Genomic DNA, 22,527 nt, shown 5'->3' on the forward strand with positions numbered 1-22,527 from the left:
TCGGAGCGCCCGCTGGCCCGCCCCCGTGAACGACCTATGCGTCCGCTGTGGATCGCGGCAGCCACACCGTGAACGCGGTGCGGCCGGGATCGCTGGCCACCTCGACCCGGCCGTGGTGCGCCTCCACCACGGCGGCCACGATGGCCAGGCCCAGACCGGTGCTGCCGTGCGCCCGGGAACGGGAGCTGTCCCCGCGGGCGAACCGCTCGAACACCTCCGCCTGCAGGTCCGCCGGGATGCCCGGTCCGTCGTCGGTGACCTGGAGCTCGACGCCGTCCGGGACCGCCGCGAGGCGGGTGGTCACGGCGGTGCCGGCCGGGGTGTGCACCCGCGCGTTGGCCAGCAGGTTCCCCACCACCTGGTGCAGCCGGTGGGGGTCGCCGGTGACGGTGAGCGGCTCGTCGGGCAGTTCGAGCTGCCAACGGTGCTCCGGTCCGGCCACGTGCGCGTCGCTCACCGCGTTCACCGCCATCGCGGTGAGGTCGACCGGCTCGGCGGTGAGCGGACGGCCGGAGTCCAGTCGGGCGAGCAGCAGCAGGTCGTCGACGAGGCTTGTCATCCGGGTGCTCTCCGACTCGACCCGGCGCAGCGCGTGCGCCACGTCCGGCGGCACCTCCTGCCGGCCACGCCGGGCCACCTCGGCGTAACCCCGGATCGCGGCCAGCGGCGTGCGCAGCTCGTGGCTGGCGTCGGCGACGAACTGGCGTACCCGGGTCTCGCTCGCCTGCCGGGCGGCGAGCGCGGCGGCGACGTGGCCGAGCATCCGGTTGAGCGCGCCGCCGACCTGCCCGACCTCGGTACGCGGGTCGGTGTCGGCGGCCGGCACCCGGACCGACAGGGCCACCTCGCCCCGGTCCAGCGGCAGCTCGGTGACCCGGGCGGCCGTCGCGGCGACCCGGTTCAGCGGGCGGAGCGTGCCCCGGACGATCAACGCGCCGAGGCCGCCGGCGATGACCAGGCCGGCGCCGATGACCCCGGCCTGGGCCACGAGCATCCACATCACGGTCTCGTCGACCTGGGCCGTCGGGATCGCCAGGACCAGCACGTCGCCGTCGCCGCGCGGGGAGGTCACCGCGATGGCCCGGAAGTCTCCCCGGGCCCCGACGTCGACCGTGCGGGGACGGTCGTCGGGGGTCACCGTGGCCAGGTCGGCCAGGTCGGCCGCGGACACCGACTCGGTGGCGCCGCTCTCGGTCCGGACCTGCCCGGAGGGGCCGCCGGTGGGTGGCACCCTGGCCGCGATCGAGCCCGGCGGGAAGCCTCCCGGCGGCGCCGGCGCCGTCTCGCCGGCGGGCGGTACGGGCGGGGCCACCTGGTTGGGCCGGGTCGGGTCGACGCCGCGGCGGGCCCAGCGTTCCAGGTCGGCCGGCCTGCGGTCGCCGAAGGTGAGCTGGTTGTCGATCTGGCCGATCAGGAAGTGCCGCAGGGCGACCGTGGTCAGGCCGCCGATGCCGACGCTCACCAGCGCCAGCAGCGCCACCACGGAGAGGACCAGGCGGCGGCGCAGCGACCAGCCGGCCAGCCGCCGCCGCAGCCGCCCGCCGAGGTCACTGTGCGGGCTTGAGGACATAGCCCGCGCCACGCAGCGTGTGGATCATGGGTGTCCGGCCCGCGTCGATCTTCTTGCGCAGGTACGAGATGTAGAGCTCGACCACGTTCGCCTGGCCGCCGAAGTCGTAGTTCCACACCCGGTCCAGGATCTGCGCCTTGCTCAGCACCCGGCGGGGGTTGCGCATCAGGTAGCGCAGCAGCTCGAACTCGGTGGCGGTGAGCGTGATCAGGTCGTCGCCGCGGCGTACCTCGTGGCTGTCCTCGTCGAGGCTGAGGTCGCCGACGGTGAGCACCGCCTCCTCCCGCGCGGCGACCGCGAACCCGGTGCGGCGCAGCAGGGCGCGCAGCCGGGCGATCACCTCCTCCAGGCTGAACGGCTTGGTCACGTAGTCGTCGCCGCCGACGGTGAGCCCGGCGATGCGCTCCTCCACCGCGTCCCGGGCGGTCAGGAACAACACCGGCACGCTCGGTGACTGCTCGCGCAGGCGGCGCAGCACCTGGAACCCGTCCAGGTCCGGCAGCATCACGTCGAGCACGACGGCGTCCGGCCGGAACTGGCGGGCCGTGCTGATCGCCGCCATCCCGTTGCCGGCGGCGGCCACCTGCCAGCCCTCGTAGCGCAGGGCCATCGAGAGCAGGTCGGTGAGCGTCGGCTCGTCGTCCACCACCAACACCCGCACCGGCTCACCGTCGGGTCGGCGCAGCTCGATGCGGCCCTGCGCGGCCTGCCCGTTCATGACCATGCTCCCCATCGTGGGCGCACCCGCTGTACCGGCGCTGTCCCGATCCTGTGTACCAGCTGTGCCCGTGGCGCGCGGCGCATCCGGGCGGGTCGGTCGCCGTACACCCCTCGCGGTTTGCACAGCTCGGGGCGTGGGTAGCGGGTTCGGGGGGACCGGATGACGGCAGGGAGTTTTCGATGAGGACGCTGGGCGGGCGGTACGAGCTCGAACAGCGAGCCGCGCTGGGTGGCATGTCCGAGGTGTGGCGGGCACACGACCGGGTGTTGGACCGCACGGTCGCGATCAAGCTGATCTCACCCGGCCTGGACGGCGACGCCGGTTCGGTGGAGCGGATCCGGGCCGAGGCCCGCTCGGCGGCGCGACTGGTGCACCCGAACGTCGCAAGCGTGCACGACTTCGGCACGGCCACGCTGCCGGACGGGCGGCCGGTCCCGTACATCGTGATGGAGCTGGCCGAGGGGGAGACGCTCGCCGCACACCTGCGCGCCGGCCCGCTGGACTGGCGCATCGCGGTGCGGGTCTGCGCCGAGGTGTGCGCCGCGCTGGCCGCCGCGCACGGCCACGGCATCGTGCACCGGGACGTGAAACCGGCGAACGTGATCCTCACGCCGTCCGGCGTGAAGGTGCTCGACTTCGGCATCGCCACCCCGGCCGGAGCGCCGGACCGCACGCCGGAGGGGATGGTGGTGGGCACCCCGGCCTACCTGGCTCCGGAGCAGCTCGACCGGCAACCGGCAACCCCGGCCGCCGACATGTACGCCCTGGGCGTGCTGCTCTACTACTGCCTGACCGGCCGCCTGCCCTACGACGCCGACAGCGCCACCCAACTGCTCGGCGTACGCCGCCGCCGGCCGCCCCGGCCCCTGCCGGAGGTCCCCGGGCTGCCGTCGGAGGTGGCCGAGCTGTGCGAGCGCTGCCTCGACTCCGACCCGACCGCGCGCCCGACGAGCGCGATGGCCGCGTTGCTGCTGGCCGAGGCGGTCGACGCCCGGATCTACGTGCCGATGACCGTGCTGCTCCCCCGGCAGCGCGCCCCGGAGGTGTCGCCGTGGACCCGCCGGGCCGCCGCGGAGGCGACCGAGGCGATGGCCCTGGAGGCAGCCACAAGCGGTCGGGTGCGCTGAGCGTACTCCCTGATCGGCGGCGGTTTCGCCGGTCGGCGGTCGGGAACGCCCGCCGGTGAGTGACGGGAGGAACGCGATGCCGGATCCGAGTTCCTGGCTGACCGAGACGGCCACGGCGACCGCGGCGGGCGGTCATGTACGCACCGACGACGGCGGTCTCTCCTCCGCCCTGGCGTCCCCGCTGGCGCCGCACTGCACCGGCCTGACACCGGAGCAGCTCCTGGCCGCCGCGTTCGCCTCCTGCCTGCACCACGCCGCGGTGGAGGCCGCCGGGAAGATCACCGACGAGGCGCACACCGTGCAGGTGACCGCAGAGGCGCGGCTGGGCCGCGACGACGACGGCCGCTACCGGGCCGACGTGCACGCCGAGATCTCCTCGGCCGGGCTCACCCGCGAGCAGCTTGCCGACCTGGTCGCGAACGCCGACCAGCTCTGGCCGTTCTCCAGCGGCGACCCGAGCCGTCACCGGCTCACGGTCACCCCGGCCGAGAACGGCCGGCACTGAGCGGCCGGTTCACCAGCGGAAGCCGGCGGTGACCGCACGATGGTCGGTGTCCGGCGTGTGCACCACGCCGGCCCGGGTCGGGGTGAGCCCCCGGTAGAGGACGTGGTCCGGGCGGGTCACCGGCACCTCCGCCGGCCAGGTGAAGCCGAAACCCTGCCCGGCCTCGGCCTGCGCGTCGCCGAGCAGCCGGGTCAGCGGGTCGAGGGCCCGGTCGGTGGTGGCCGTGTTGAGGTCGCCGAGCACCACCAGCCGGTCGGCCGGGTCGGCACGGACGGTGCCGGCCAGCGCCGCGACGGTCTCGTCCCGGGTGGTCGTGTGGCCGGCCCGCGCGGACCCCAGGTGTACGACGTACACCGTCAGGTCGCCCTCGGGGGCCGCCACCACGGCGCGCAGGGCACGGTCCCAGCCCAGTCCGGTGTCCACGCCGTGGGCCTCGCGGATCGGCCAGCGACTCCACAGCGCGACCGTGGAGACCGCCGTCCGGTGCGGGTAGCGGCCGGCCAGCGCGGGCGCGACCCGCGCGTCGTCGTCGACCTCCTGCAACCCGATCAGGTCCGGCGCATCCCCGGCCAGCGCGCCGACGGTGGCGGCCGGGTCGGGGTTGCCGGCCCGCAGGTTCTGGCTGGCCACCCGGACCACGGTGGCGTCCGCGACGGCGGGCGGGGGCAGCCAGGCGCGGCCGTAGAGACCGGCCCAGACCAACGCCGGCAGCAGCACGACGAGCAGCGCCCGGCGGGAGCGGCACAGCAACGCCGCGAGCCCGAGCAGGGGTACGCCGAGGCCGAGCAGCGGGACGGCGCTGTCGACCAGGCTGCCCAGACCACGCACGTTGGGGACCGCCCGGTGGCCGGCGAGGAGCACGGCGAGCAGCGCGGCGCAGACGATGACGATCGTGCCCCGCCGACTCCGGCGGCCGGCGGGCTCTCCGCCGGCCCGCTCGTCGACCATCTGCCCCGTCACCGTCCGCATCGTATCGAGCGGCCCCGGCGCCGGTGGACCCGATTCCGGTACGCGGACAGGTCCACCGCCAGCACCACAGGTCATGACCCGTGCGACCGGCGCGGCCTGGGTCGAACGGCCGATGCCGCCGTTCGGGTCGACACCGGCCCGCTCGTGCCCGAATCACCCCGTCCAATCTGACATAGACGTCTTTACGGACACGAACGGATGGCCCGTTATGGGGGCTCGTGACGGTAATGCGGGGGTCGATTCCGGCGAATTGTGGCGCATGCCACCAACCAGCCCGATGGCAAGCGCCCGCAAGATCTCTAACCTCGGCGGGTGCATGCCGACCACGACGACTCCCAGCCCTTGCCCGCGAAGCGCCCGGCCGGCCGAACGATCGACCCGGCATCGGCCGGACGGAGGGTGGGGCGTCATCGCGCCGCGGAGCCGCCCCGGCGCGGGCCGGCCCGGTCCGTCCCCGGCCGGATCGCGGTGACCACCGGCATCACCTGCTGTCTCGGCCTGGTCGGCGTGGCCGGGGTCGGCGAGGCCCGGCAGTCGCACCCGGACGTACGCGAGGCGCTCGCCGACCGGGCCGCCGTCGAGCAGCGGGCCTCCCGGGACTTCACCCGCGCCGCCCCACCGGTCGCCGCGCCCGCGCCGATCGCCACGCCCAGCCCGACACCGACGCGGAAGAAGGCGCCGAAGAAGGTCGTCCGCCCCCGGCACCCGCGGCCCGTCGCCGGCCTGGACCAGCGGCAGATGGACAACGCGAAGGCCATCGTCGACGTCGGACGGGACATGAGGCTGCCGCGCCGGGCGATGGTGGTGGCGGTGGCCACCGCCATGCAGGAGAGCGACCTCTACAACCTGGCCAGCGACGTGGTGCCCGCGTCCTTCGACCACCCACACCAGGGCAGCGGCTCCGACCACGACTCGGTCGGGCTGTTCCAGCAGCGCCCGAGCAGCGGCTGGGGCACGGTCGCCGAACTCATGCGGCCGGCGTACGCCGCCCGGGCGTTCCTCACCGCGCTCGTCGAGGTGCGCGGCTGGGCGGACATGAGCGTCACCGGCGCGGCCCAGGCGGTGCAGGTCTCCGCGTTCCCCGACGCGTACGCCAAGCACGAGAAGCGGGCCGTCACGGTGGTGGCGGCGCTGGCCTGACGCGGGCGTCCGTCAGGCGTGCTTCGGGAGCACGACCACCCGGCCGAAGAACTCGTCGATGCGGCGCACCACGTCGTTGAAGTCGTCCAGGTCGATCGGCTTGGTCACGTACGCGTTGGCCTGGAGCGTGTAGCTGCTCACCACGTCGGTGTCGGCGTTGGAGGTGGTCAGCACCACGATCGGGATGGTCCGCAGGTTCTCGTCCCGCTTGACCTCGCCGAGCACCTGCCGCCCGTCCATCCGAGGCATGTTGAGGTCGAGCAGGATGACGTCCGGTCGCCGCGCCTCGGCGTGCCGACCCTCGCGACGGAGGAACTCCATCGCCTCCTGACCGTCGGCGACCACGTCGATGACCTTCTCGACGTCGGAATCCTCAAGCGCTTCCTCGATCATCAGGACATCGCCCGGATCGTCGTCCACCACCAGGATACGAACGGGGTTGGGGCTGGGCTGACCCATGGGGCTACCTGCTTCGTCTCGAGGAGGGCGCCGACCGCACGGCCGGCCGCTGGCGGGGAAATCTATCCGATCAGGCGCTGGCCGACCGCGTCGGGTCGAACGTGTCGCGATCGTGGCGTAGCACCTCGGCCAGGCCGGTCACCTGGAGCACCCGGGCCACGCGGCCGGTCGCTCCGGTGAGCCGCAGCCACCCGCCGTCGTCGGCGACGAGGTTGTCCCCCCGGACGAAGGCGGCGATGCCGGTGGAGTCGCAGAACGTCAACTCGCTGAGATCGAGCAGCAGCTCACGCCGGCCCTCGGCGATGAGCCGGTCGATCGTCGCGCTCAGCGTCCCGACCGTGCTCAGGTCGAGTTCGCCGGCGAGCCGAAGGCAGGCGCCGGCCTCGCCGCGCCGGGCATGCGTGACGGTGAACGTCACCGTGGCCCCTCTCGCTCCCACCGCAGGCGAACCCTTGCAGTGCAGCAAGTATAGGGGGTGTGCGGTGTTTCGCGGCTCAGCGGCCCGCCGCCGCCGCGGACCGGCCGCCCACCACGGCGCGCCCCCGGCCGAGGAAACCGGCCGCGCGCGGGAAGTCGCGCAACTCGTGTCCATAGTGGTCCAGGGTGAGCCCGACCGCAGCCGCCGGCACGCCGCGGCTGACGAGAATCTCCACCAGCCACTCGACGAACTCGGCGAACAGCGTCCCGTCGTCCACGTAGAGCGCGGCGGCCAGGAAGTCGACGATGTAGCCGAGGTCGCCGACTGTCGAGTCGAGCTGCGCCGGGGTGTAGTCGGTCACCGCCGGCACCCGCGCACGCAGGTCGGCGAGCGCGCTGTCGATCAGCTCACCGCGCCGCTTGACCAGGCTGGCGTACTCGTCGTCGGCGAGGTGGTCCAGGCGCGCGGGCGGCGTCGCGCGCAGCGCCCGGTCGTCGGCGACCAGATCGGCCGCGGTCGGTGCGTCCGGTGCCCACGCCACCCCGAGCACGCGCGCCCAGCGGCCGTCCGAGCCGAACCCGCGCCCGCCCACCACCACCGGCACATCGGAGCGGCGGCACGCCTCGATCATCCGATGGGCGTGCGGCAGCCGCATCGGCAGGGCACACGCCAGGGCCACCGCGTCGGCGTCGTACCGGTGCAGGTAGGACACCAGATGCGCGGCCGGCACGCTGGCGCCGAGGAAGACGACCTGCCAGCCCCGCAGCCGCAGCACCTCGGCGACCAGGCGGGCCGGCAACGCGTGCCACTCACCGTCCATGCAGGCCATCACGATCCGGCCGCGGGTCGGGCGGGGATCGGCGTACGCGGCCACCGCGGCCACCACCCGCTCGCTGATGTGGGTGGCGGCGTGCTCCTGGGCGACGCTCCACTCGTTGCGCGCCCACCGCTCCCCCACCTCGGCCTGGGCCGGGGCGACCAGGTCGAGCAGGACCCGCTCGGCCGGCACACCGGCCTCCAGCAGCTCCCGGGCCACCGTCACGGCGCCCTGCTCGTCGGCCTCGGCCAGGCACTCCAGATAGCCGGGGAAGGCGCGGACCGGGTCGGCCCCGGTGCTCGTCGCGGTCACGCGGGCTGCTCCCTCGCTCGGTCGGCGTTGGTCGGGCCGGGCACCGCGTGCAGGTGCCGGGACGCGCGGCCGGACGGACCCGTCGCCCGCAGCGCGAGCACCGCGATGTCGTCGTGGTCGCCGTGGGCCAGCCAGTCGCAGGTCACCTGCTCGACCCGCTCGGCCAGCGCCGCCGCGGGCATCCGATGGCAGCCGGCCACGGCGGTGAGCAGCCGCTCGGCGCCGAACTGCTCGTCGCCGCGCCGCCCACCCCGCGCCTCGGTCACGCCGTCGCTGTAGAGCAGGCACGTCTCCCCCGGCGCCAGGTGCACGGTCACCTCGCCGATCCGCGGGTCCGGCACCACGCCGATCAGCATCCCGCTCAACGGCACCACCTCGACCGCGCCGGACTCGCGCAGCACCAGCGGAGGCAGGTGCCCGCCGCCGGCCAGGGTCAGGGTCAGCCCGCCGTCGCGGTGCGGTCGGCTCACGCCGAGCACCATGGTCGCGAACCGACCCTGCCCGTGAGCCTGGGTCGTCTCCAGCAGCGCGTCGTTGAGCAGCTTCAGCAACCGGCCCGGCTGCGACTCGACCCGGTGCAGCGCGTGCAGGCACTGGCGGAGCTGCCCGGTGAAAACCGCCGCCTCCACGCCCTTGCCCGACACGTCACCGAGGAAGAAGACCGAGCCGCCGTCGGCGAGCCGGTGGGAGCCGTAGAAGTCGCCGCCGATGCGCAACCCGGCCTGCGCCGGCCGGTAGGCCGTGCCCCACTGCCCGCCCGAGACCGCGGCCGGCTCGACCGGCAGCAGGCTGGCCTGCAGGGTGTCGGCGACCTCGGCCTGCTCGCGGTAGAGCAGGGCGGTGGTCAGCGCCGCGCCGGCCCGGGCCGCAAACGCCCGGACCAGGTCGACGTCGGCCTCGTCGTACCAGCGACCGGCCCGGCGGGCCACCAGCAGCACACCGGCCGGCGACTCCCGGCCGGGCAGGGGCACCACCCGGGCGGTCGCGCCGGGCACGTCGAGGCCGGGCAGCCAACCGGCCTCGGCGGCCTGCTCGGCCAGCCAGTCCAGCGCGTGCGGCTCGGCGCCGGCGAGACCGGCCTCGATCGCCGCGGGCAGCGCGGAGGCGGGCAGCACGCCGGTATCCACGGCGGGGGCCTCGTCGTCCGCGCGCACCGCCCGCCACCAGCGGGCCCGTCCGGCGCGCGGGGCCAGCACCAGCACCGCCACGTCGGCCACCGCGGGCACCGCGAGCCGTGCCACGGCGGCGGCGGCGCGGTCGGGGTGCAGCGGATTGCCGAGCTTCTCGCCGACCACGGCGAGGAACAGCGAACGAGCCCGTTCGGCGAGCAGCGCGTCGGCCCGGCTGACGCTCTCGGTGACGTCCTCCACGTACCAGCAGCGCCGGCCGCGCGAGAGCGACACCGGACGCAGCCGCAGCCGCCGTCCGTGGTGGGTGAACTCGGCCGGGCCGTCGCCGTGCAGGGGCGCCACCGCGGCGGCGGCGAGCACCTCGCCGGGCGCCACCTCGGGGACGAGGCGTTCCGCTACCGGGCTCACCTGACGCACCACGCCGTCGGCGTCGCAGACGATGAGGCCTTCGCGGAAGTGCTCCACCACCTCGGACCACTCGGGTACGGCGGCGATGTCGAAGTCGGGGGCCAGCGGTGGGAGCTCGGACGTGGTCGCGGCGACGGCGGACCACGCCGGAGCCCGTGCGGCACTCGTCGTGGAGATCCGTCCGTCGCCCGGGTCGGAACCCCTGACGTCGGAAGCAGTCACCAGCGGGGCCCCACTCTCCTCGTCGACATCCGTCGGGTGCCGAAACCCGGCACCCGTGGTCACGTCTCGTCACCCCACCCTACGCCGGTCCGGCCGCACCGCCACCCGAGCGCGCCGCCGGGTGACGGACGCGCGCCGAGCGGTCCGGTTGCGGGGTTGTTACGATCCGAACGTGCCTGCCCGACCGGCAGCTTGCGGAAAGGCGTGATGAGTGGTGCCCCAACGGAGAAAGCCCGACGCGACGCCGCTGAGCCTCTCCGTGGACGATTCCGATCCCGCCGCGCCGGTGGTGAGCGTCGGAGGTGACCTGGCCTACACCACCGCCATGCCGCTGCGGACCGAGGTGGACCGCCTGCTCGCCGCGCATCCGGCCACGCTGGTGGTGGACTTCGCCGACCTGGTCTTCCTCGACAGCACCGGCCTGTCGGTGATCGTGCACGCCTGGCGGGAGGGTCAGCAGGTCGGCACGGCGATCGAGCTCCGTTCCGTCCCGCGCTTCCTGGCGACCATCCTCGACATGACCGGGGTGACCGCTCTGCTGGACCGCCCCGCGGCGGGCGGCCGGCCCGCCCCCGGCTCGATCGTGTCCGCATGAGCCCGGGGGTGGCCCCGGGCACGGGCGGCTGGGACCATCAAGCGGTGCGCGCGCCGCTGCTGTCCATCGAGGTGGACCGGATCGACGCCGGGTCCGCCCGGCTGCGGCTCGCCGGTGAGCTCGACTTCGACACCGCGCCGGACCTCGTCGAGGCAGCCGCCGGGCTGCGCCGCGACGGCCACCAGGAGCTGTGGCTCGACTTCGCCGGCGTGACGCTCTGCGACTCCTCCGGCCTGAGCGCGCTGCTGGTCGTGCACCGCGCCGGCGCCGGCGCGGTCCACCTGCTCGGGCTGAATCCGCGGATCCAGCGGCTGCTCGACCGCACCGGTCTGGCGGACGTGCTGGCCGTCGCCCCGCACGCGGCGCCCGGCGCCACCCACGACGTGGTCACCTCGCGGGCGGCAGCCGCCGACGCCCGCGAGGTGGGCTGAGGCCATCCCCTCACCGATCCCGGACAGGGGGTGGCCCCCGACCCTGGGACCAGGGGTCGGGGGCCGGGAGGGGTGGCTCAGGCGGCGGGCACGGCCGCGACGTGCGTCCCGGTCTCACGGGTCTGACCCGCCGCGGGTGGTTCGGCGTCCTCCGGCATCCCGGAATCGGGCGTCTGAAACAGATAGCGGACGAAGTCCACGGTTGCGGCGTCGTCCGCGCCGGGCCACTGCCCCACGCAGTCGACGCCGACCACCTCGCGTCCGCTGCCGTCATGGCGCTCCAGCAGCGCCCACAGGGTCACCGGATAGCACCGCGTGGTCTCCGGGCCGAGGCGCCACCGGGCATACCAACCGGGACGAGCGGGGACGATCTCCACGATCCGTTTCATCACGACCTACCCTTCCGCGTGCGTCGGAAGTTGTCCGGTCCACCCCCGATCCTGCGACCCGACGGGGTGACCGTTCCTCACCCCCAGGGAATGAAGCCACCGCTCCCACAGCGCCCGTGCGCTTCCCGGCCGCGACCGTCAGCTTCCCCGCAGCACCCGTTAGCTTCCCCGCAGCGCTGGGAAGGCGACCGGCGCAGGCGCAACCGACCAGGAACGAGGTGCGACGATGCGCAAGCAGATGGAGGGCGACAACAAGCGCCGCCGGGCCCTCGCCCGCCAGGCCCGCGAGCAGGGGCGGCGACCGAGTCAGACCGGTGCCAGCCTGAGCGCGTCCAAGCAGGTCACCTCGCTGGACCGCCACGACCGGTCCGGCCCGCCGCCGGCCGGCCGGCACAAGCCGGACAGCACGCGCGGCGGTCCCGCGCCGCCCCCGGTCGGGGTGGCCGAGCGGCCACGCCCGCTTCCGGATCCGCCCACCGGACGGGCCGCCACGATGAGCTACCGGGAGCTCGTCGACGACGTGAGCCGACGCGCCGGCGTCGACTTCACCGAGGCGAAGATCGCGGCGGAGGCCACGGTGCTCGCCCTGGCCCGGGCGCTCGACGAGAGCGAACGGGAACGGCTGCTCGACGCGGTGCCGGTGAAGCTGCACGACGTGGTGCCGGTGGACGGCATCGAGCGGCGGCACGACCTGCCGGGTTTCCTGGCCGAAGTCGGGCGGCGCAGCCGGCTCACCCCGGACCAGGCGCGCTACCAGGCCGAGGCGACCCTGGCCGCCCTCGCCGACGCCGACGCAGAACTGGTCGGCTCGTTGCGCGTACCCGACGGATTGCGGGACCTGCTCGCACCGGCCGACTACGGCGGTGGCCTGGTGGGCGCCTCCTCGGCCACGCCGCCGCTGACCGAGCCGGAGCTGCGGGACGCGCTGGCGTCGCTGCCCTACTGGTCCAGCGACAGGCGGTCGTTGGTGCGTACCATCGAGCTGCCCGGCGGCGACCTGGACCGGCTGCTGGACCGGCTGGACCGGCTCCGGGCCGAGGGTGGGCGTGGTCCGCAGATCGGCCGCCCCGACCCGGACAACGCCGTGCTCACCGTCCGGACCCAGCACGCCGACGGCGTGACCGCCGCGGACGTCGACCTGGCCCAGCGCGTCGACGCCGCTCTCGACACCGCCGGTTGAGGTGTAAGGAGGGGCCCCCGCTTAACACTTCCGGTATAGGCGGGGGCCCCGCTTAACACCGCGCCCGCGGCGGTAGCGTTGCCGCGGTGGAGAGCGACGCCGAGGTGTTGGAGATCGTCGTGGACCCGGCCCGGCCCACCGGGCGCACGCTGCTCGCCGATGGGGTGGAGCAGTCCTACGTGGACGTGGCCGACGCCCGCCACCTGCACTTCGAGTACGTCCGGCGGATCGCCACCGTGATCGACCTGAGCGCGCCGGCCGGCCACCCGCTGACCGCCCTGCACCTGGGCGGCGGTGCGCTCACCCTGCCCCGCTGGCTGGCCGCCACCCGTCCCGGCTCGACGCAGCGGGTCGTCGAGCGCCACCCCGGTGTGGTGGACCTCGTCCGCCGGAAGCTGCCGCCGGTGCCGCCGGAGGTGGTGGTGACGCTCGGCGACGCCCGCGACGCGGTCACCGGTACGCCGGACCGGACGTACGACCTGGTGGTGGGTGACGTCTACCGGGCGGCCCGGATGCCCGGGCACGTGGCGGCCGTCGAGTTCGCCGCCGAGGCGGCCCGGGTGCTCCGCCCGGACGGTGTCTACCTGGTCAACCTCGCCGACCTGCCGCCCCTGGCGCACACCCGCGCGCAGGTGGCCACGCTGCGCGCGGTCTTCGCCGACGTCTGCCTGATCACCGACCGGCGAATGCTGCGCGGCCGGCGGTACGGCAACGTGGTGCTCGCCGGCGCGGCGCGCGCCGGGCGGCTGCCGGTGCGCCGCCTCGCCGCCCGGGTCGCCGGCGACCCGGTGCCCGGCACCGTGTTGCACGGGGCGGCGCTCGACGCGTTCGCCGCCGACGCCTGGCCGGTCACCGACGCCGACGTGGACTGAGCGCGGGTTTTCCGGCCGGTAGGGCGGGTAGCCGCGCGGATGAGCGTCGCCGACGACCGGACCACCGCCCGCCGGACGTTGATCGTGATTGTGCTGGTGCTGGCCACCGTGGTCGGGTTGACGCTGGTCTGGGCAACCCGCCGCGTGCTCGTCTGGGGGCTGGTCGCGGCGTTCCTCGCGGTCGCCCTCAAACCGCTCGTGGACCGGTTGGAGCGGCGGGTACGCCGGCGGGCGCTTGCCACCCTGCTTGTCTTCCTGGCCACGTTCGTGCTGCTGGCCGCGCTGGGGGCGCTGATTGTCCTGCCGCTGGTCGACGAGCTGGGCCGGCTCGCCGACCGGGCGCCGAAGGTGGTGCACGAGACGCAGGCCGGGCGGGGGCCGATCGGCCAGTTGCTGGACCGCCTGCACCTCCTGCGGTACGCCGAGCCGGGCCATCTGCGCCGGTACGGCTCCCAGCTCGGCGAGCCGACCGTCGGGCTGGTCCGGAGCGTGGCGCAGGCCGTCGCCGCGCTGGTCACGGTGGTGGTGCTGGCGTACCTGATGGTGTTGGAAGCGCCCCGGATCGTGGCCGTCACGCTGCGGCTGGTGGGGGACGGCCCGGCGGAACGGTTGCGGCGCATCGGCCGCGACTCGTCCCGGATCGTCACCGGCTACCTGAGCGGCAACCTGGTGATCAGCCTGATCTGCGGCGGCCTGACCTTCGCCGTGCTGCTCCTGCTCGACGTGCCGTTCGCCGCGGTGATCGCCCTGGTCGTCGCCGTGGTGGACCTGATCCCGCTGGTCGGCGCCACGCTGGGGGCGATCGTCGCGGCCGGCGCGGGTTTCGCGCGCTCCCCCACCGCCGGCATCGTGGTGCTCGTCTTCTTCGTGGTCTACCAGCAGGTGGAGAACCATCTGCTGCAACCGGTCATCATGGCCCGCGCGGTCCGGCTGAACCCGCTGACGGTGTTGTTCAGCGTGCTGCTGGCGGCCGAGTTGGCGGGCCTGGTGGGCGCCCTGCTGGCGATCCCGGCCGCCGGCATCGTGCAGGTGCTGCTGCGCGAGTTCGTACCCACCGGCCGGACGGTCCTGGCCGCGCCGGCCGACGGGGAACGCGACGACGGTGCCGTGGACCCCCCGCCGGCCGGCGGCTGACTCTCGCCGGTCAGGTGCCCCGGCGTACCAACTCGGGCGACTCGCTCTCCAGCGGCACCGCGTTCGCCGGCACGAGGCCGAGCTGCACCGCGGGTCGGGGCAGGGCCGCGTCGAGCGCCCAGTCGACGGCGACCCGCGGACGGTTGCCCGGCATGGCCAGCAGGTGGTAGCCGCGGGTGACCGCCTTGGCCGGCAGGCCGGCCAGCGGCACCTTCAGCGGGTTGGCCGCCGCGTCCTTCCCACCCAGGTCCACCACCCAGCCCAGATCGTGATGCTTGTACGACTTGCGGGCGCCCTGGCCGTACGAGGCGGCGATGTTGTGCGCGGCCAGCTTGCCCTGCCGCTGGGCGTGCTGCGCGGTCATCGCGCACACTTGGCCGGGACGGGTCGGGTCCGGGACGGCGGCGGCGTCGCCGCAGGCGAACACCTCGGGGAAGCCGGGTACGTTGAGGTACTCGTCGACCACCAGCCGGCCCTTCTCGGTGCGCAGCCCCAACTGCGCCACGAACGGGTCGGGGCGCACCCCCACGCACCAGATGAGGCTGCAGTTCGGGACGTACTCGCCGTCGGTGAGCATCACCCCGTCCGGGGTCGCCTCGGCGACCGAGGTGCCCATCCGCACGTCCACGCCGCGGCGGCGCAGCACCCGGTCGGCGGTGACGGACATCCGCCGGTCCAACTCGGGCAGCACGCGCGGGGCGACGTCCAGCAGCATCCACCGTGGCCGGACCTTCAGGTGCGGACGCTGGGCCATCAGCCGGTCGGTGAACAGCTGCCCGTGCGCGGCGACCTCGGTGCCGGTGTAGCCGGCGCCGACCACCACGAACGTGGTGCGGGCCCGCTGCTCGGCCGGGTCGTCGGTCAGCTCGGCCAGCTCGACCTGCCGGATCACGTGGTCGTGCAGGTAGAGCGCCTCGGGCAGGCCGCGGAAGCCGTGCGCGTACTCGGTCACGCCGGGGATGGGCAGCAGCTTGTTGACGCTGCCGACGGAGAGGACCAGCCGGTCGTACGCGAGCTGCCCGTGGTCGCCCTCGGCGGAGCGGTAGCCGACCCAGCGGTTCTGCAGGTCGACCCGGTCCGCCTCGCCGACGACCACCCGGACGCCGTCGAGCGTGCCGGCGAGCGGCACCGAGATCCGGGCCGGCTCGACCACGCCGGCCGCGACCTCGGGCAGCAGCGGCAGGTAGAGGAAGTAGTCGGTCGTGTTCAGCAGGACGATCTCGGCCCGGTCGCGGGCCAGTCGGCGCAACGTCTTGGCCGCGTGGTACCCGGCGAACCCGGCCCCCACGATCACCACACGTGGTTTCGTCATGTCTGCTGCCGTTCCCGCACAGACCTCCGACAAACGTTCCGACCCTCCACCCGCCTCTGCCGACATGACATTCCAGCCCGGTCGCGTTCCCGAAACCGGGCAACCGAGACGCCGGCTCAGCGCGTCGGCGGCGGGGCGGGCGGCGGTGCGGTGAGCGCCCAGCGCTCGTGGTCCCGCCACGCCCCGTCGACGAACAGGTAGTCGGGCGAGAAGCCCTCCAGCCGGAAGCCGAGGCGGCCGGCCAGCCGCTTCGACGGCTCGTTGCCCGGTTGGATGTTCGCCTCCAACCGGTGCAGCCCGAGCGCGTCGAACGCGTGCGCGACCACCAGCCGCACCCCGGCCGAGGCGTGACCGGTGCCCGCGTACGGGCGAAACGCCGCATAGCCGAGGTAGCCGCCGCGCAGGGCGCCCCGCACGATGCCACCGATGTTCGCGTACCCGGCGATCTCACCTGTGCTGCGGTCGCAGAACAGGAAGCCCTCGCTGTCTCGCCGCCGCATCTTCCGGAGGTACGCCGCGTACCGCTCGTTGTCGTCCGGCGCGGACAGCCACGGGTGGTGCAGGTCCCGGCTGCGCCGGGCGGCGGCGACGAACTCCGCCTCGTCGGCGGGTCGGGGCCGGCGGATCGCGACCCGCTCATCGCTACGCAGGTATCTCACCCACCCACTCTCGACCACCGACCCCAGCGGGGCCCGAGCGGGGTGGTGCGGCGCGCACCGGTCCACCCGGCGACGCCGTTGCCGCCGCACATGCTCGACGTGCCGAACGGTCAGCACGGCTTCGAGCCGCATCCGCTCCTTGATCGACTCCACTTCGGCGAGCGTGGCGGCATCCCGCGCCTTGATCCACTCCTTTTCGCCGAAGTGGCGGCATCCCAGCGGTCCGACCCCACCACTTCGGCGACCTGGAGTCGATCGCGGTCTCAAAACCCGGCAAACGGCGGTTCCCGGCACAGCGGGCTGGATTCGGGCATCTCCCGCGGCGGGCACTTTGACATCGAGCGGCGAGCACGAACTCCACCGTCTTTGGGTGCGTCTGTTGTCGCCTGGGCGACAACAGACGCACCCAAAGGCCGCTCCCCCCACCCGCGATGGGCCGAAGCCGAGGCCAGGCGTCCGGTTTGGGTGGGTCGAGCGTGGTCGGGGCTACCGCCACGGCGGAATCGCCGCCGGGGGTCAGGCGTTATACCTGGCAGACCGCGTGGAGCCCGGCCCCCGCCCAGGCAACCCCGGTCGGAATGACCGGCCACCGGCCGTCGTTACATCCCCCGGCCGTCCGAGCAGGCCCAGCCGCCGGACGCGCCCCTGCGACTCAGCCCCGCACCGCACCGCGCCGGGGCGCTCACCTGAAACGTCGCGGCATCCCCCGATCGCCGCACACCCCCGCACGCGGCACCGCCGCTGATCCCCCAACCCCCTGGGAGGCAACCATCATGGCTACCACCCTGCTGCGTAAGACCGTGCTGACCGCCGCCGGCATCGCCGCCACCACCGGCGGCATCGCCGGACCCGCCATCGCCGCGCACGCCACCCCGGCCCCCAAGACCGCCGTCGTCGCCGACCGCACGAGCGGCGATCGGGAACTCGACGTCCGCTACCAAGCCCAGCCCAACTTCTACTACTGCGGCCCCGCCGCCGCCCGCAACGCCATCAGCGTCCTCGGCAAGAACATCGACGTCGACACCATGGCCAAGGAAATGGGCACCACCGAAGACGGCACCAACAGCATCAACGACATCACCCCCGTCCTGAACAAGGAAACCGGCAAAACCTACAAGTCCGTCGAAATCAAGACACCCAAGGCCGACGACAAGCAGACCGACACCCTGCGCACCGACATCGTCCGCACCATCGACGACGGCCGCGCGGTCGTAGCCAACATCGCCGGCACCACCACCGACACCGACGGCAACCCCCACGCCTTCGAAGGCGGCCACTACATCAGCATCGTCGGCTACCAGAACGGCGGCAAGACCGTCACCATCGCCGACAGCGCCAACCCGAACACCGCCTCCTACCACATCACCGTCGACCACCTCGCCGACTGGATCGCCACCCGCGGCTACTCGACCTCCTGACCCACAACCACACGAATGGGCCCGACCCCAAGGAACACGGGGTCGGGCCCATTCGCGTATCGAACCGCTGCCTCCCGGTCACCTCGCGGTCATGTCGGCGTCGTCACCCGGACCGCTCGTCCCACCACGCTGGGTGGCACCGGACGGTCTACCCCAGCGGAGGAGCAGCAGTGGCAGCCGAGGAGGCGACAGACCCACCGACAGCCCGCCCCGACGTCAGCGTGATCGTGCCGGTCTACAACACGCTGCGCTACCTGCGGGCCTGCCTCGACTCGGTGCTGCGGCAGACCATCGGGCTCGACCGGATGGAGATCGTGGCGGTGGACGACGGGTCCACCGACGGCAGCGCTCGCCTGCTGGACCGGCTCGCCGCCCGGCACCCCGGCGCCGTCCGGGTGGTGCACCAACCCAACTCGGGCGGCCCCGCCGCGCCCTGCAACCGGGGGCTGGACCTGGCCACCGGCCGGTACGTCTTCTTTCTCGGCTCGGACGACCGGCTCGGCCCGGAGGCGCTGGAACGGCTGGTCGCCGCCGCCGACCGGTACGGCTCGGACGTGGTGCTCGGCAAGGTCGTCGGCGTCAACGGCCGGCACGTCTTCTCCGACGTGTTCGCTGCCGGCAACGCGGTCGACGTGGACCTGTTCGACTCGGCGCTGCCCTGGTCGCTGGCGAACACGAAGCTGTTCCGCCGGGACCTCGTCGACCGGCTCGGGCTGCGGTTCCCGGAGGACATGCCGGTGCTCAGCGACCAGCCGTTCACGCTTGCCGCCTGCTACCACGCCCGCCGGATCTCGGCGCTCGCCGACTACGACTACTACCACGCGGTACGCCGGCTCGACGCCCGCAACATCACCTACCACAGCCGGATCGAGCAGCGCCTGGTGAGCGTGGAACGGCTGTTAGCGTTCGTCGCCGGACTGATCCCGGCCGGCGCGCGGCGGGACGCCGTGCTGCGCCGCCACGTCGGGCTGGAACTGGCGAACCTGGTCGGCGACGACTTCCGCCGGCTGGACCGGGCCGCGCAGGAACGGGTGCACGCGACGGTCCGCCGCCTGGTCGAACGGCACGTCACCGACGGCCTGCGGAACCGGCTCGACATCGAGGCCCGGCTGCGCCTGGGCGCGGTGACCGGCGGCGGCGTCGACGAGTTGCTTGCCGTCATCGACCAGGACACCCGGCGGGGCGTACCGGACACGGTGGTGACGGGCGGCCGGTGGCATGCCGGCTACCGGGGCGCGCCGGCCGCGTGGACCGACGTCACCGATGTCCGCGCCGACTGGCTGGCCCGGCTGGACACCGTCGAGGTGAGCTGGGTCGACGGTGAGACCGTGACGGTGACCGCGCGCAGCCCGTACCCCCGGTTCGCCGTGGCGGCCGGTCCGGTCCGGCTGATGGCCGGGCGGGTCGCCGGCGCCACCCGGCTGGACGCCCGCGACCCGACCGGCCGGACCGTGCGCGCCGACTTCCCGGCGGACCTGCTGCTGGCCGCCAGCGCGGCCAGCGGCCAGCGCCATCCGGTGCGCGCCGAGGTGGACGGCGACCACGGTCGCGGCGCCGCCCCGGTACGCGCGCCCCGGCTCGCCGCCGGCCGGCCCCGCCTGCTGCGGCACGGCGCCCGGCTGTACGGGGTGGCCTCGACCGTCGACCCGCGCAACGGCCAGCTCGTGCTGTCGGTGGTCCCGGTGACCGTGGGCCAACTTGTCGGTCGGCTGCGCCGCCGCTGGCGGGGCAACCCGCCGACGGTGGCGTCCCGACCGGCCCCGGCCCTGGTCCCGGTCACCCCGCCGCGTCCCGGGCGGGGCCACCACGCCGAGCCGGCGCCGACCCCGGTGGAGCGGTTGACCGTCACCCGCTAGCTGTCCTGCCAGGCAGGCGGGGCCTCCCGACGTCAGCGCGGCGGCATGGGGACCTGGAGGTAGGTGGTGCCACGCAGGTCCAGCCAGGCCCGCTCCGGCGCGCGGACCAGGCGCACCATCACCCCGGTGCAGGCCGGGCAGCGCCCCACCAGGCCCGGCGCGTGCGAGTAGACGTGCAGGCCCGCCATCGGGCCGGTCGTGCCGCAGTTGTCGCAGCGCCCGGTGGTGGCGCTGAGGTCGACCGCGAGGAGTTCCCGCAGCGGTCCGTCGAGCATGTTGCCGTCCAGATACGACAGGTCGGTCACGCGTCCTCCTCGGGTCGTCAGCCGGTCGGACCGAACCGCTCGGTCCGCACCCGCCGGGTCGGGTGGCCCAGCCCGACGAGCAGGTCGGCCACGGTCTCCACGAACCCGGTGGGGCCGCAGACGTAGCAGAGCGGCTCCAGGTCCGGCGGCCAGCCGTGACTGTTCACATCGGCCAGCCCGATCCGGTGCGGCTCGCCCCGCCACCCCTCGGGCGCCGTCCGGGTGTAGACGTACGCGACGTCCAGGCCCTGGTCGTCGCGGGCCCGGCGGCGCAGCTCGTCGGCGTAGATCACGTCGTCCGGTGTCCGTACCGAGTAGATCAGCCGGAACGGGGTCCGGCTGCCCGCGGCCCGGCGGGCCCGGACCATGGCCATCAGCGGCACCACGCCGGAGCCGCCGGCCACGAGCAGCACCGGCGCGGTCTCGTCGGTACGCCAGACGAACCAGCCGCCGACCGGCCCGCGGACCTCCACCGGGTCGCCCTCGGCCCAGGTGTCCACCAGGTACGGCGACACCTCGCCGTCGCGCACCCGCTGGACGGTCACCTCGATCCGTTCGCCGTCGGCCGGGCCGGCGAGCGAGTAGGACCGGGCCGCCTGGTAGCCGTCCGGGGCGGTCAGTCGCACGTCGACGTGCTGTCCGGGCAGGTGCCCCGGCCAGCCGGGCACGTCCAGCACGAGCGTCTGCGCGGTCGACGTCTCGACCCGCCGCTCGACCAGCCGGGCCACCCGCCAGGTCAGCGGCACGACCCGGCTCCCCGTGGTCGGTGCGGTCACCTCAATCGCCCTGGTAGCGCTGCTCGCGCCACGGGTCGCCGTAGTCGTGGTAGCCGGCCGTCTCCCAGAACCCCGGCCGGTCGTCGGTGAGCAGCCGGATGCCGCGTACCCACTTGGCGGACTTCCACAGGTAGAGGTGCGGCACGAGCAGCCGGGCCGGGCCGCCGTGCTCGGCCGGCAGTGGCCCGCCGTCGTACGTGTGCACGACCCAGGCCCGCCCGCCGCGCAGGTCGTCGAGCGGCAGGTTCGTGGTGTAGCCGCCGTACGAGTGCGCCAGGGCGTAGCGGGCGGCGGTGTCCACGCCGTCAAGCAGCGTGTCCAGCGAGACGCCCTGCCAGGTGGTGCCGAGTTTGGACCAGCGGGTGACGCAGTGCAGGTCCACCGTCGGCGTGTCCTGCGGCAGGCTCATCATCTCGGCCCAGGACCAGCGGTGTTCCGCGCCGGTCTCGCTTGTCAGCACGAACTCCCAGGTGTCCGGCGACACCCGGGGCGTCGGGCCGGCGGAGAGCACCGGGAAGTCCTCGGTGAGGTATTGCCCCGGCGGCAGGTCCGGGGCGGACGACCGGGGCCGGCCCTGAAAGCCCGGCGACACGATTCCCACCCGTCAGTCCTACCACCCCCGGCGACGTCCGGGAACGGCTTCCGCGGTGTAAGGCGGGGCCCCTTCTTAACACGCGGAGTTAAGAAGGGGCCCCGCCTCTACCGAAAGCGTTAAGCGGGGCCCCCGCCTTGCACCTCGTGCACGACGGTGCGGTCACCGTCGCCACTGTCGCGGGTGGCGCGCAGGCTGGTGATGGTGACGATCACCAGGACACCGATGATCACACCGAGCGAGGCGAGCGTCGGGATCTGCGGCACGCCGGCCCAGATGCCGTGCGCCCAGTGCAGGCCGAGCTTGAGCCCGATGAACGCCAGGATGACGGCCAGGCCGTAGCTGAGGTGCACCAGCCGGCTCAGCGCGGCGTGCAACACGAAGTAGAGCGCCCGCAGGCCCAGCAACGCGAACGCGTTCGTGGCGAAGACGAGGTACGGGTCCTCGGTGATGCCGTAGACGGCGGGCACCGAGTCGACCGCGAAGACGATGTCGGTGGCCAGCACCGCGACCACGACAAGCGCGAACGGGGTGAGCGCCCGGCGGCCCTGCTGGCGGATGGTCATCCGGGTGCCGTGGTACTCCTCGACCACCGGCATGACCTTGCGGAGCAGCTTCACCGACCGCATCTTGTTGATGTCGACCTCCTGCTCGTGCCCGGAGAGGGCGTCGCGCAGCAGCTTGATCGCGGTGGCGATCAGGATGACGGCGAAGAGCAGGAAGGCGAAGTCGAGCGTCTGGAGGGCCGCGGCGCCGAGCGCGATGAAGATCGCCCGCAGCACCAGCGCCCCGGCGATGCCGTAGAGCAGCACCCGCTGGGCGAGCGCGGCGGGCACCGCGAACGCGGCCAGCAGCAGCATGAAGACGAAGAGGTTGTCCACCGAGAGCGACTTCTCGACCAGGTAGCCGGTGAGGTACTCGATGCCCTGCTGGCCGCCCCAGCGGGACCAGACCCAGGCGCCGAAGGCCAGCGGCAGGGCGATGTAGAACGCCGACCAGGCCAGCGCCTCCCGGATGGAGACCTCGTGCGGCTTGCGGGTGACCAGGAAGTCCAGCACGAGCAGGGCGAGCACGCCGGCGATCGTCACGGCCCACAGCGTGGGCGTGCCGATCGACGACAGCTCACCCGCGGACAGGTAGGACAACTCGGGCATGGGGCCTCCTCGAACACCGTGTCATGTTCGAGGTCTCCTTCACCCACCGTTCGTGG

General features: G+C 74.0%; 24 protein-coding genes. 10 read left to right on the forward strand and 14 right to left on the reverse strand.

Annotation, left to right across the window (positions count from 1 at the left end; genetic code table 11):
• Positions 1–34: 34 nt before the first annotated feature.
• Positions 35–1,570 (reverse strand): HAMP domain-containing sensor histidine kinase, encoded by a 1,536-nt coding sequence (locus tag O7602_RS15400; RefSeq protein ID WP_281589932.1) that lies wholly within the window; start codon positions 1,568–1,570, stop codon positions 35–37.
• The gene (locus tag O7602_RS15405; RefSeq protein WP_281589934.1) at positions 1,548–2,303 is read right to left on the reverse strand and encodes a response regulator transcription factor; all 756 of its coding nucleotides are present in this window, start codon (positions 2,301–2,303) and stop codon (positions 1,548–1,550) included. The genes O7602_RS15400 and O7602_RS15405 overlap by 23 nt, the downstream gene beginning before the upstream one ends.
• Positions 2,304–2,470: 167 nt before the next feature.
• On the opposite strand from O7602_RS15405, the gene O7602_RS15410 reads away from it, so the two are divergent.
• Both O7602_RS15410 and O7602_RS15415 read left to right on the forward strand, forming a co-directional pair.
• Positions 2,471–3,418: a serine/threonine-protein kinase gene (locus tag O7602_RS15410; protein ID WP_281589936.1), complete on the forward strand. Its 948-nt coding sequence runs from the start codon at positions 2,471–2,473 to the stop codon at positions 3,416–3,418.
• A gap of 76 nt (positions 3,419–3,494) precedes the next feature.
• On the forward strand, positions 3,495–3,923 hold the full coding sequence (locus O7602_RS15415; RefSeq protein WP_281589937.1) for an OsmC family protein: 429 nt from the start codon (positions 3,495–3,497) through the stop codon (positions 3,921–3,923).
• Positions 3,924–3,932: 9 nt separating this feature from the next.
• Here the strand turns inward: O7602_RS15415 and O7602_RS15420 are convergent, their stop codons facing one another.
• Positions 3,933–4,883, reverse strand: coding sequence for an endonuclease/exonuclease/phosphatase family protein (locus O7602_RS15420; RefSeq protein ID WP_281589939.1), 951 nt, complete (start codon positions 4,881–4,883; stop codon positions 3,933–3,935).
• Between the two features lie 408 nt (positions 4,884–5,291).
• Between O7602_RS15420 and O7602_RS15425 the strand changes: the two genes are divergently transcribed.
• The gene (locus O7602_RS15425; protein ID WP_281589941.1) at positions 5,292–6,032 is read left to right on the forward strand and encodes a hypothetical protein; all 741 of its coding nucleotides are present in this window, start codon (positions 5,292–5,294) and stop codon (positions 6,030–6,032) included.
• Positions 6,033–6,044: 12 nt separating this feature from the next.
• On the opposite strand, the gene O7602_RS15430 is transcribed toward O7602_RS15425, so the two are convergent.
• The 4 genes from O7602_RS15430 to O7602_RS15445 form a co-directional block, all read right to left on the reverse strand.
• A complete protein-coding gene (locus tag O7602_RS15430) occupies positions 6,045–6,491 on the reverse strand; it encodes a response regulator (protein WP_281589943.1) in 447 nt (148 codons plus the stop codon).
• Between the two features lie 70 nt (positions 6,492–6,561).
• Positions 6,562–6,909 (reverse strand): STAS domain-containing protein, encoded by a 348-nt coding sequence (locus O7602_RS15435; protein WP_281589945.1) that lies wholly within the window; start codon positions 6,907–6,909, stop codon positions 6,562–6,564.
• Between the two features lie 76 nt (positions 6,910–6,985).
• Positions 6,986–8,038, reverse strand: a complete 1,053-nt coding sequence (locus O7602_RS15440; protein ID WP_281589947.1) for a cobalamin-dependent protein — start codon at positions 8,036–8,038, stop codon at positions 6,986–6,988.
• Positions 8,035–9,798 carry a PP2C family protein-serine/threonine phosphatase gene (locus O7602_RS15445; protein ID WP_281589949.1) on the reverse strand — a complete coding sequence of 588 codons (1,764 nt, stop codon included), beginning with the start codon at positions 9,796–9,798 and terminating at the stop codon, positions 8,035–8,037. The genes O7602_RS15440 and O7602_RS15445 overlap by 4 nt, the downstream gene beginning before the upstream one ends.
• A 259-nt stretch (positions 9,799–10,057) precedes the next feature.
• On the opposite strand from O7602_RS15445, the gene O7602_RS15450 reads away from it, so the two are divergent.
• Together O7602_RS15450 and O7602_RS15455 are read left to right on the forward strand one after the other, a co-directional pair.
• A complete protein-coding gene (locus O7602_RS15450; RefSeq protein ID WP_281589952.1) occupies positions 10,058–10,393 on the forward strand; it encodes an STAS domain-containing protein in 336 nt (111 codons plus the stop codon).
• On the forward strand, positions 10,390–10,824 hold the full coding sequence (locus O7602_RS15455) for an STAS domain-containing protein (protein WP_281589953.1): 435 nt from the start codon (positions 10,390–10,392) through the stop codon (positions 10,822–10,824). The genes O7602_RS15450 and O7602_RS15455 overlap by 4 nt, the downstream gene beginning before the upstream one ends.
• A gap of 77 nt (positions 10,825–10,901) precedes the next feature.
• Here O7602_RS15455 and O7602_RS15460 read toward each other — a convergent pair whose 3' ends face one another.
• Entirely contained in the window at positions 10,902–11,213 is a 312-nt protein-coding gene (locus O7602_RS15460) for a hypothetical protein (protein ID WP_281589956.1), read from the reverse strand.
• Between the two features lie 226 nt (positions 11,214–11,439).
• Between O7602_RS15460 and O7602_RS15465 the strand changes: the two genes are divergently transcribed.
• The 3 genes from O7602_RS15465 (at position 11,440) to O7602_RS15475 (ending at position 14,399) form a co-directional block, all read left to right on the forward strand.
• Positions 11,440–12,393 carry a DUF2267 domain-containing protein gene (locus tag O7602_RS15465; protein WP_281589957.1) on the forward strand — a complete coding sequence of 318 codons (954 nt, stop codon included), beginning with the start codon at positions 11,440–11,442 and terminating at the stop codon, positions 12,391–12,393.
• Between the two features lie 86 nt (positions 12,394–12,479).
• Positions 12,480–13,265 carry a fused MFS/spermidine synthase gene (locus O7602_RS15470; RefSeq protein WP_281589958.1) on the forward strand — a complete coding sequence of 262 codons (786 nt, stop codon included), beginning with the start codon at positions 12,480–12,482 and terminating at the stop codon, positions 13,263–13,265.
• Positions 13,266–13,304: 39 nt separating this feature from the next.
• The gene (locus tag O7602_RS15475) at positions 13,305–14,399 is read left to right on the forward strand and encodes an AI-2E family transporter (RefSeq protein WP_281589961.1); all 1,095 of its coding nucleotides are present in this window, start codon (positions 13,305–13,307) and stop codon (positions 14,397–14,399) included.
• Positions 14,400–14,409: 10 nt separating this feature from the next.
• Here the strand turns inward: O7602_RS15475 and O7602_RS15480 are convergent, their stop codons facing one another.
• Together O7602_RS15480 and O7602_RS15485 are read right to left on the reverse strand one after the other, a co-directional pair.
• Positions 14,410–15,711 carry an NAD(P)/FAD-dependent oxidoreductase gene (locus tag O7602_RS15480; RefSeq protein ID WP_281589963.1) on the reverse strand — a complete coding sequence of 434 codons (1,302 nt, stop codon included), beginning with the start codon at positions 15,709–15,711 and terminating at the stop codon, positions 14,410–14,412.
• A gap of 116 nt (positions 15,712–15,827) precedes the next feature.
• The gene (locus tag O7602_RS15485; protein WP_281589965.1) at positions 15,828–16,523 is read right to left on the reverse strand and encodes a GNAT family protein; all 696 of its coding nucleotides are present in this window, start codon (positions 16,521–16,523) and stop codon (positions 15,828–15,830) included.
• A 620-nt stretch (positions 16,524–17,143) separates the two neighbouring features.
• On the opposite strand from O7602_RS15485, the gene O7602_RS15490 reads away from it, so the two are divergent.
• The gene (locus O7602_RS15490) at positions 17,144–17,788 is read left to right on the forward strand and encodes a C39 family peptidase (protein ID WP_281587641.1); all 645 of its coding nucleotides are present in this window, start codon (positions 17,144–17,146) and stop codon (positions 17,786–17,788) included.
• 170 nt (positions 17,789–17,958) lie between these two features.
• Complete coding sequence (locus O7602_RS15495; protein WP_281589967.1) at positions 17,959–19,644, forward strand: glycosyltransferase family 2 protein; 1,686 nt, start codon at positions 17,959–17,961, stop codon at positions 19,642–19,644.
• A 32-nt stretch (positions 19,645–19,676) separates the two neighbouring features.
• On the opposite strand, the gene O7602_RS15500 is transcribed toward O7602_RS15495, so the two are convergent.
• From O7602_RS15500 to O7602_RS15515, 4 genes are all read right to left on the reverse strand, one after another.
• Positions 19,677–19,949, reverse strand: a complete 273-nt coding sequence (locus O7602_RS15500; RefSeq protein WP_281589969.1) for a DUF6510 family protein — start codon at positions 19,947–19,949, stop codon at positions 19,677–19,679.
• A 17-nt stretch (positions 19,950–19,966) separates the two neighbouring features.
• Entirely contained in the window at positions 19,967–20,725 is a 759-nt protein-coding gene (locus tag O7602_RS15505; RefSeq protein ID WP_281589971.1) for a ferredoxin reductase, read from the reverse strand.
• A gap of 1 nt (position 20,726) precedes the next feature.
• Positions 20,727–21,317, reverse strand: a complete 591-nt coding sequence (locus O7602_RS15510; RefSeq protein WP_281590329.1) for a sulfite oxidase-like oxidoreductase — start codon at positions 21,315–21,317, stop codon at positions 20,727–20,729.
• Between the two features lie 119 nt (positions 21,318–21,436).
• On the reverse strand, positions 21,437–22,471 hold the full coding sequence (locus tag O7602_RS15515; RefSeq protein ID WP_281589973.1) for a TerC/Alx family metal homeostasis membrane protein: 1,035 nt from the start codon (positions 22,469–22,471) through the stop codon (positions 21,437–21,439).
• Between the last annotated feature and the right edge of the window lie 56 nt (positions 22,472–22,527).

Origin of the sequence: Micromonospora sp. WMMD1128 (assembly GCF_027497235.1) — a bacterium.
In the GTDB taxonomy this organism is placed as follows: domain Bacteria; phylum Actinomycetota; class Actinomycetes; order Mycobacteriales; family Micromonosporaceae; genus Micromonospora.

Coding starts and splice junctions, on each gene's coding strand:
- O7602_RS15400 (WP_281589932.1), bottom strand. CDS start 1,570: ATGTCCTCAAGCCCGCACAGTGACCTCGGCGGGCGGCTGCGGCGGCGG.
- O7602_RS15405 (WP_281589934.1), bottom strand. CDS start 2,303: ATGGGGAGCATGGTCATGAACGGGCAGGCCGCGCAGGGCCGCATCGAG.
- O7602_RS15410 (WP_281589936.1), top strand. CDS start 2,471: ATGAGGACGCTGGGCGGGCGGTACGAGCTCGAACAGCGAGCCGCGCTG.
- O7602_RS15415 (WP_281589937.1), top strand. CDS start 3,495: ATGCCGGATCCGAGTTCCTGGCTGACCGAGACGGCCACGGCGACCGCG.
- O7602_RS15430 (WP_281589943.1), bottom strand. CDS start 6,491: ATGGGTCAGCCCAGCCCCAACCCCGTTCGTATCCTGGTGGTGGACGAC.
- O7602_RS15455 (WP_281589953.1), top strand. CDS start 10,390: ATGAGCCCGGGGGTGGCCCCGGGCACGGGCGGCTGGGACCATCAAGCG.
- O7602_RS15460 (WP_281589956.1), bottom strand. CDS start 11,213: ATGAAACGGATCGTGGAGATCGTCCCCGCTCGTCCCGGTTGGTATGCC.
- O7602_RS15465 (WP_281589957.1), top strand. CDS start 11,440: ATGCGCAAGCAGATGGAGGGCGACAACAAGCGCCGCCGGGCCCTCGCC.
- O7602_RS15475 (WP_281589961.1), top strand. CDS start 13,305: ATGAGCGTCGCCGACGACCGGACCACCGCCCGCCGGACGTTGATCGTG.
- O7602_RS15480 (WP_281589963.1), bottom strand. CDS start 15,711: ATGACGAAACCACGTGTGGTGATCGTGGGGGCCGGGTTCGCCGGGTAC.
- O7602_RS15490 (WP_281587641.1), top strand. CDS start 17,144: ATGGCTACCACCCTGCTGCGTAAGACCGTGCTGACCGCCGCCGGCATC.
- O7602_RS15515 (WP_281589973.1), bottom strand. CDS start 22,471: ATGCCCGAGTTGTCCTACCTGTCCGCGGGTGAGCTGTCGTCGATCGGC.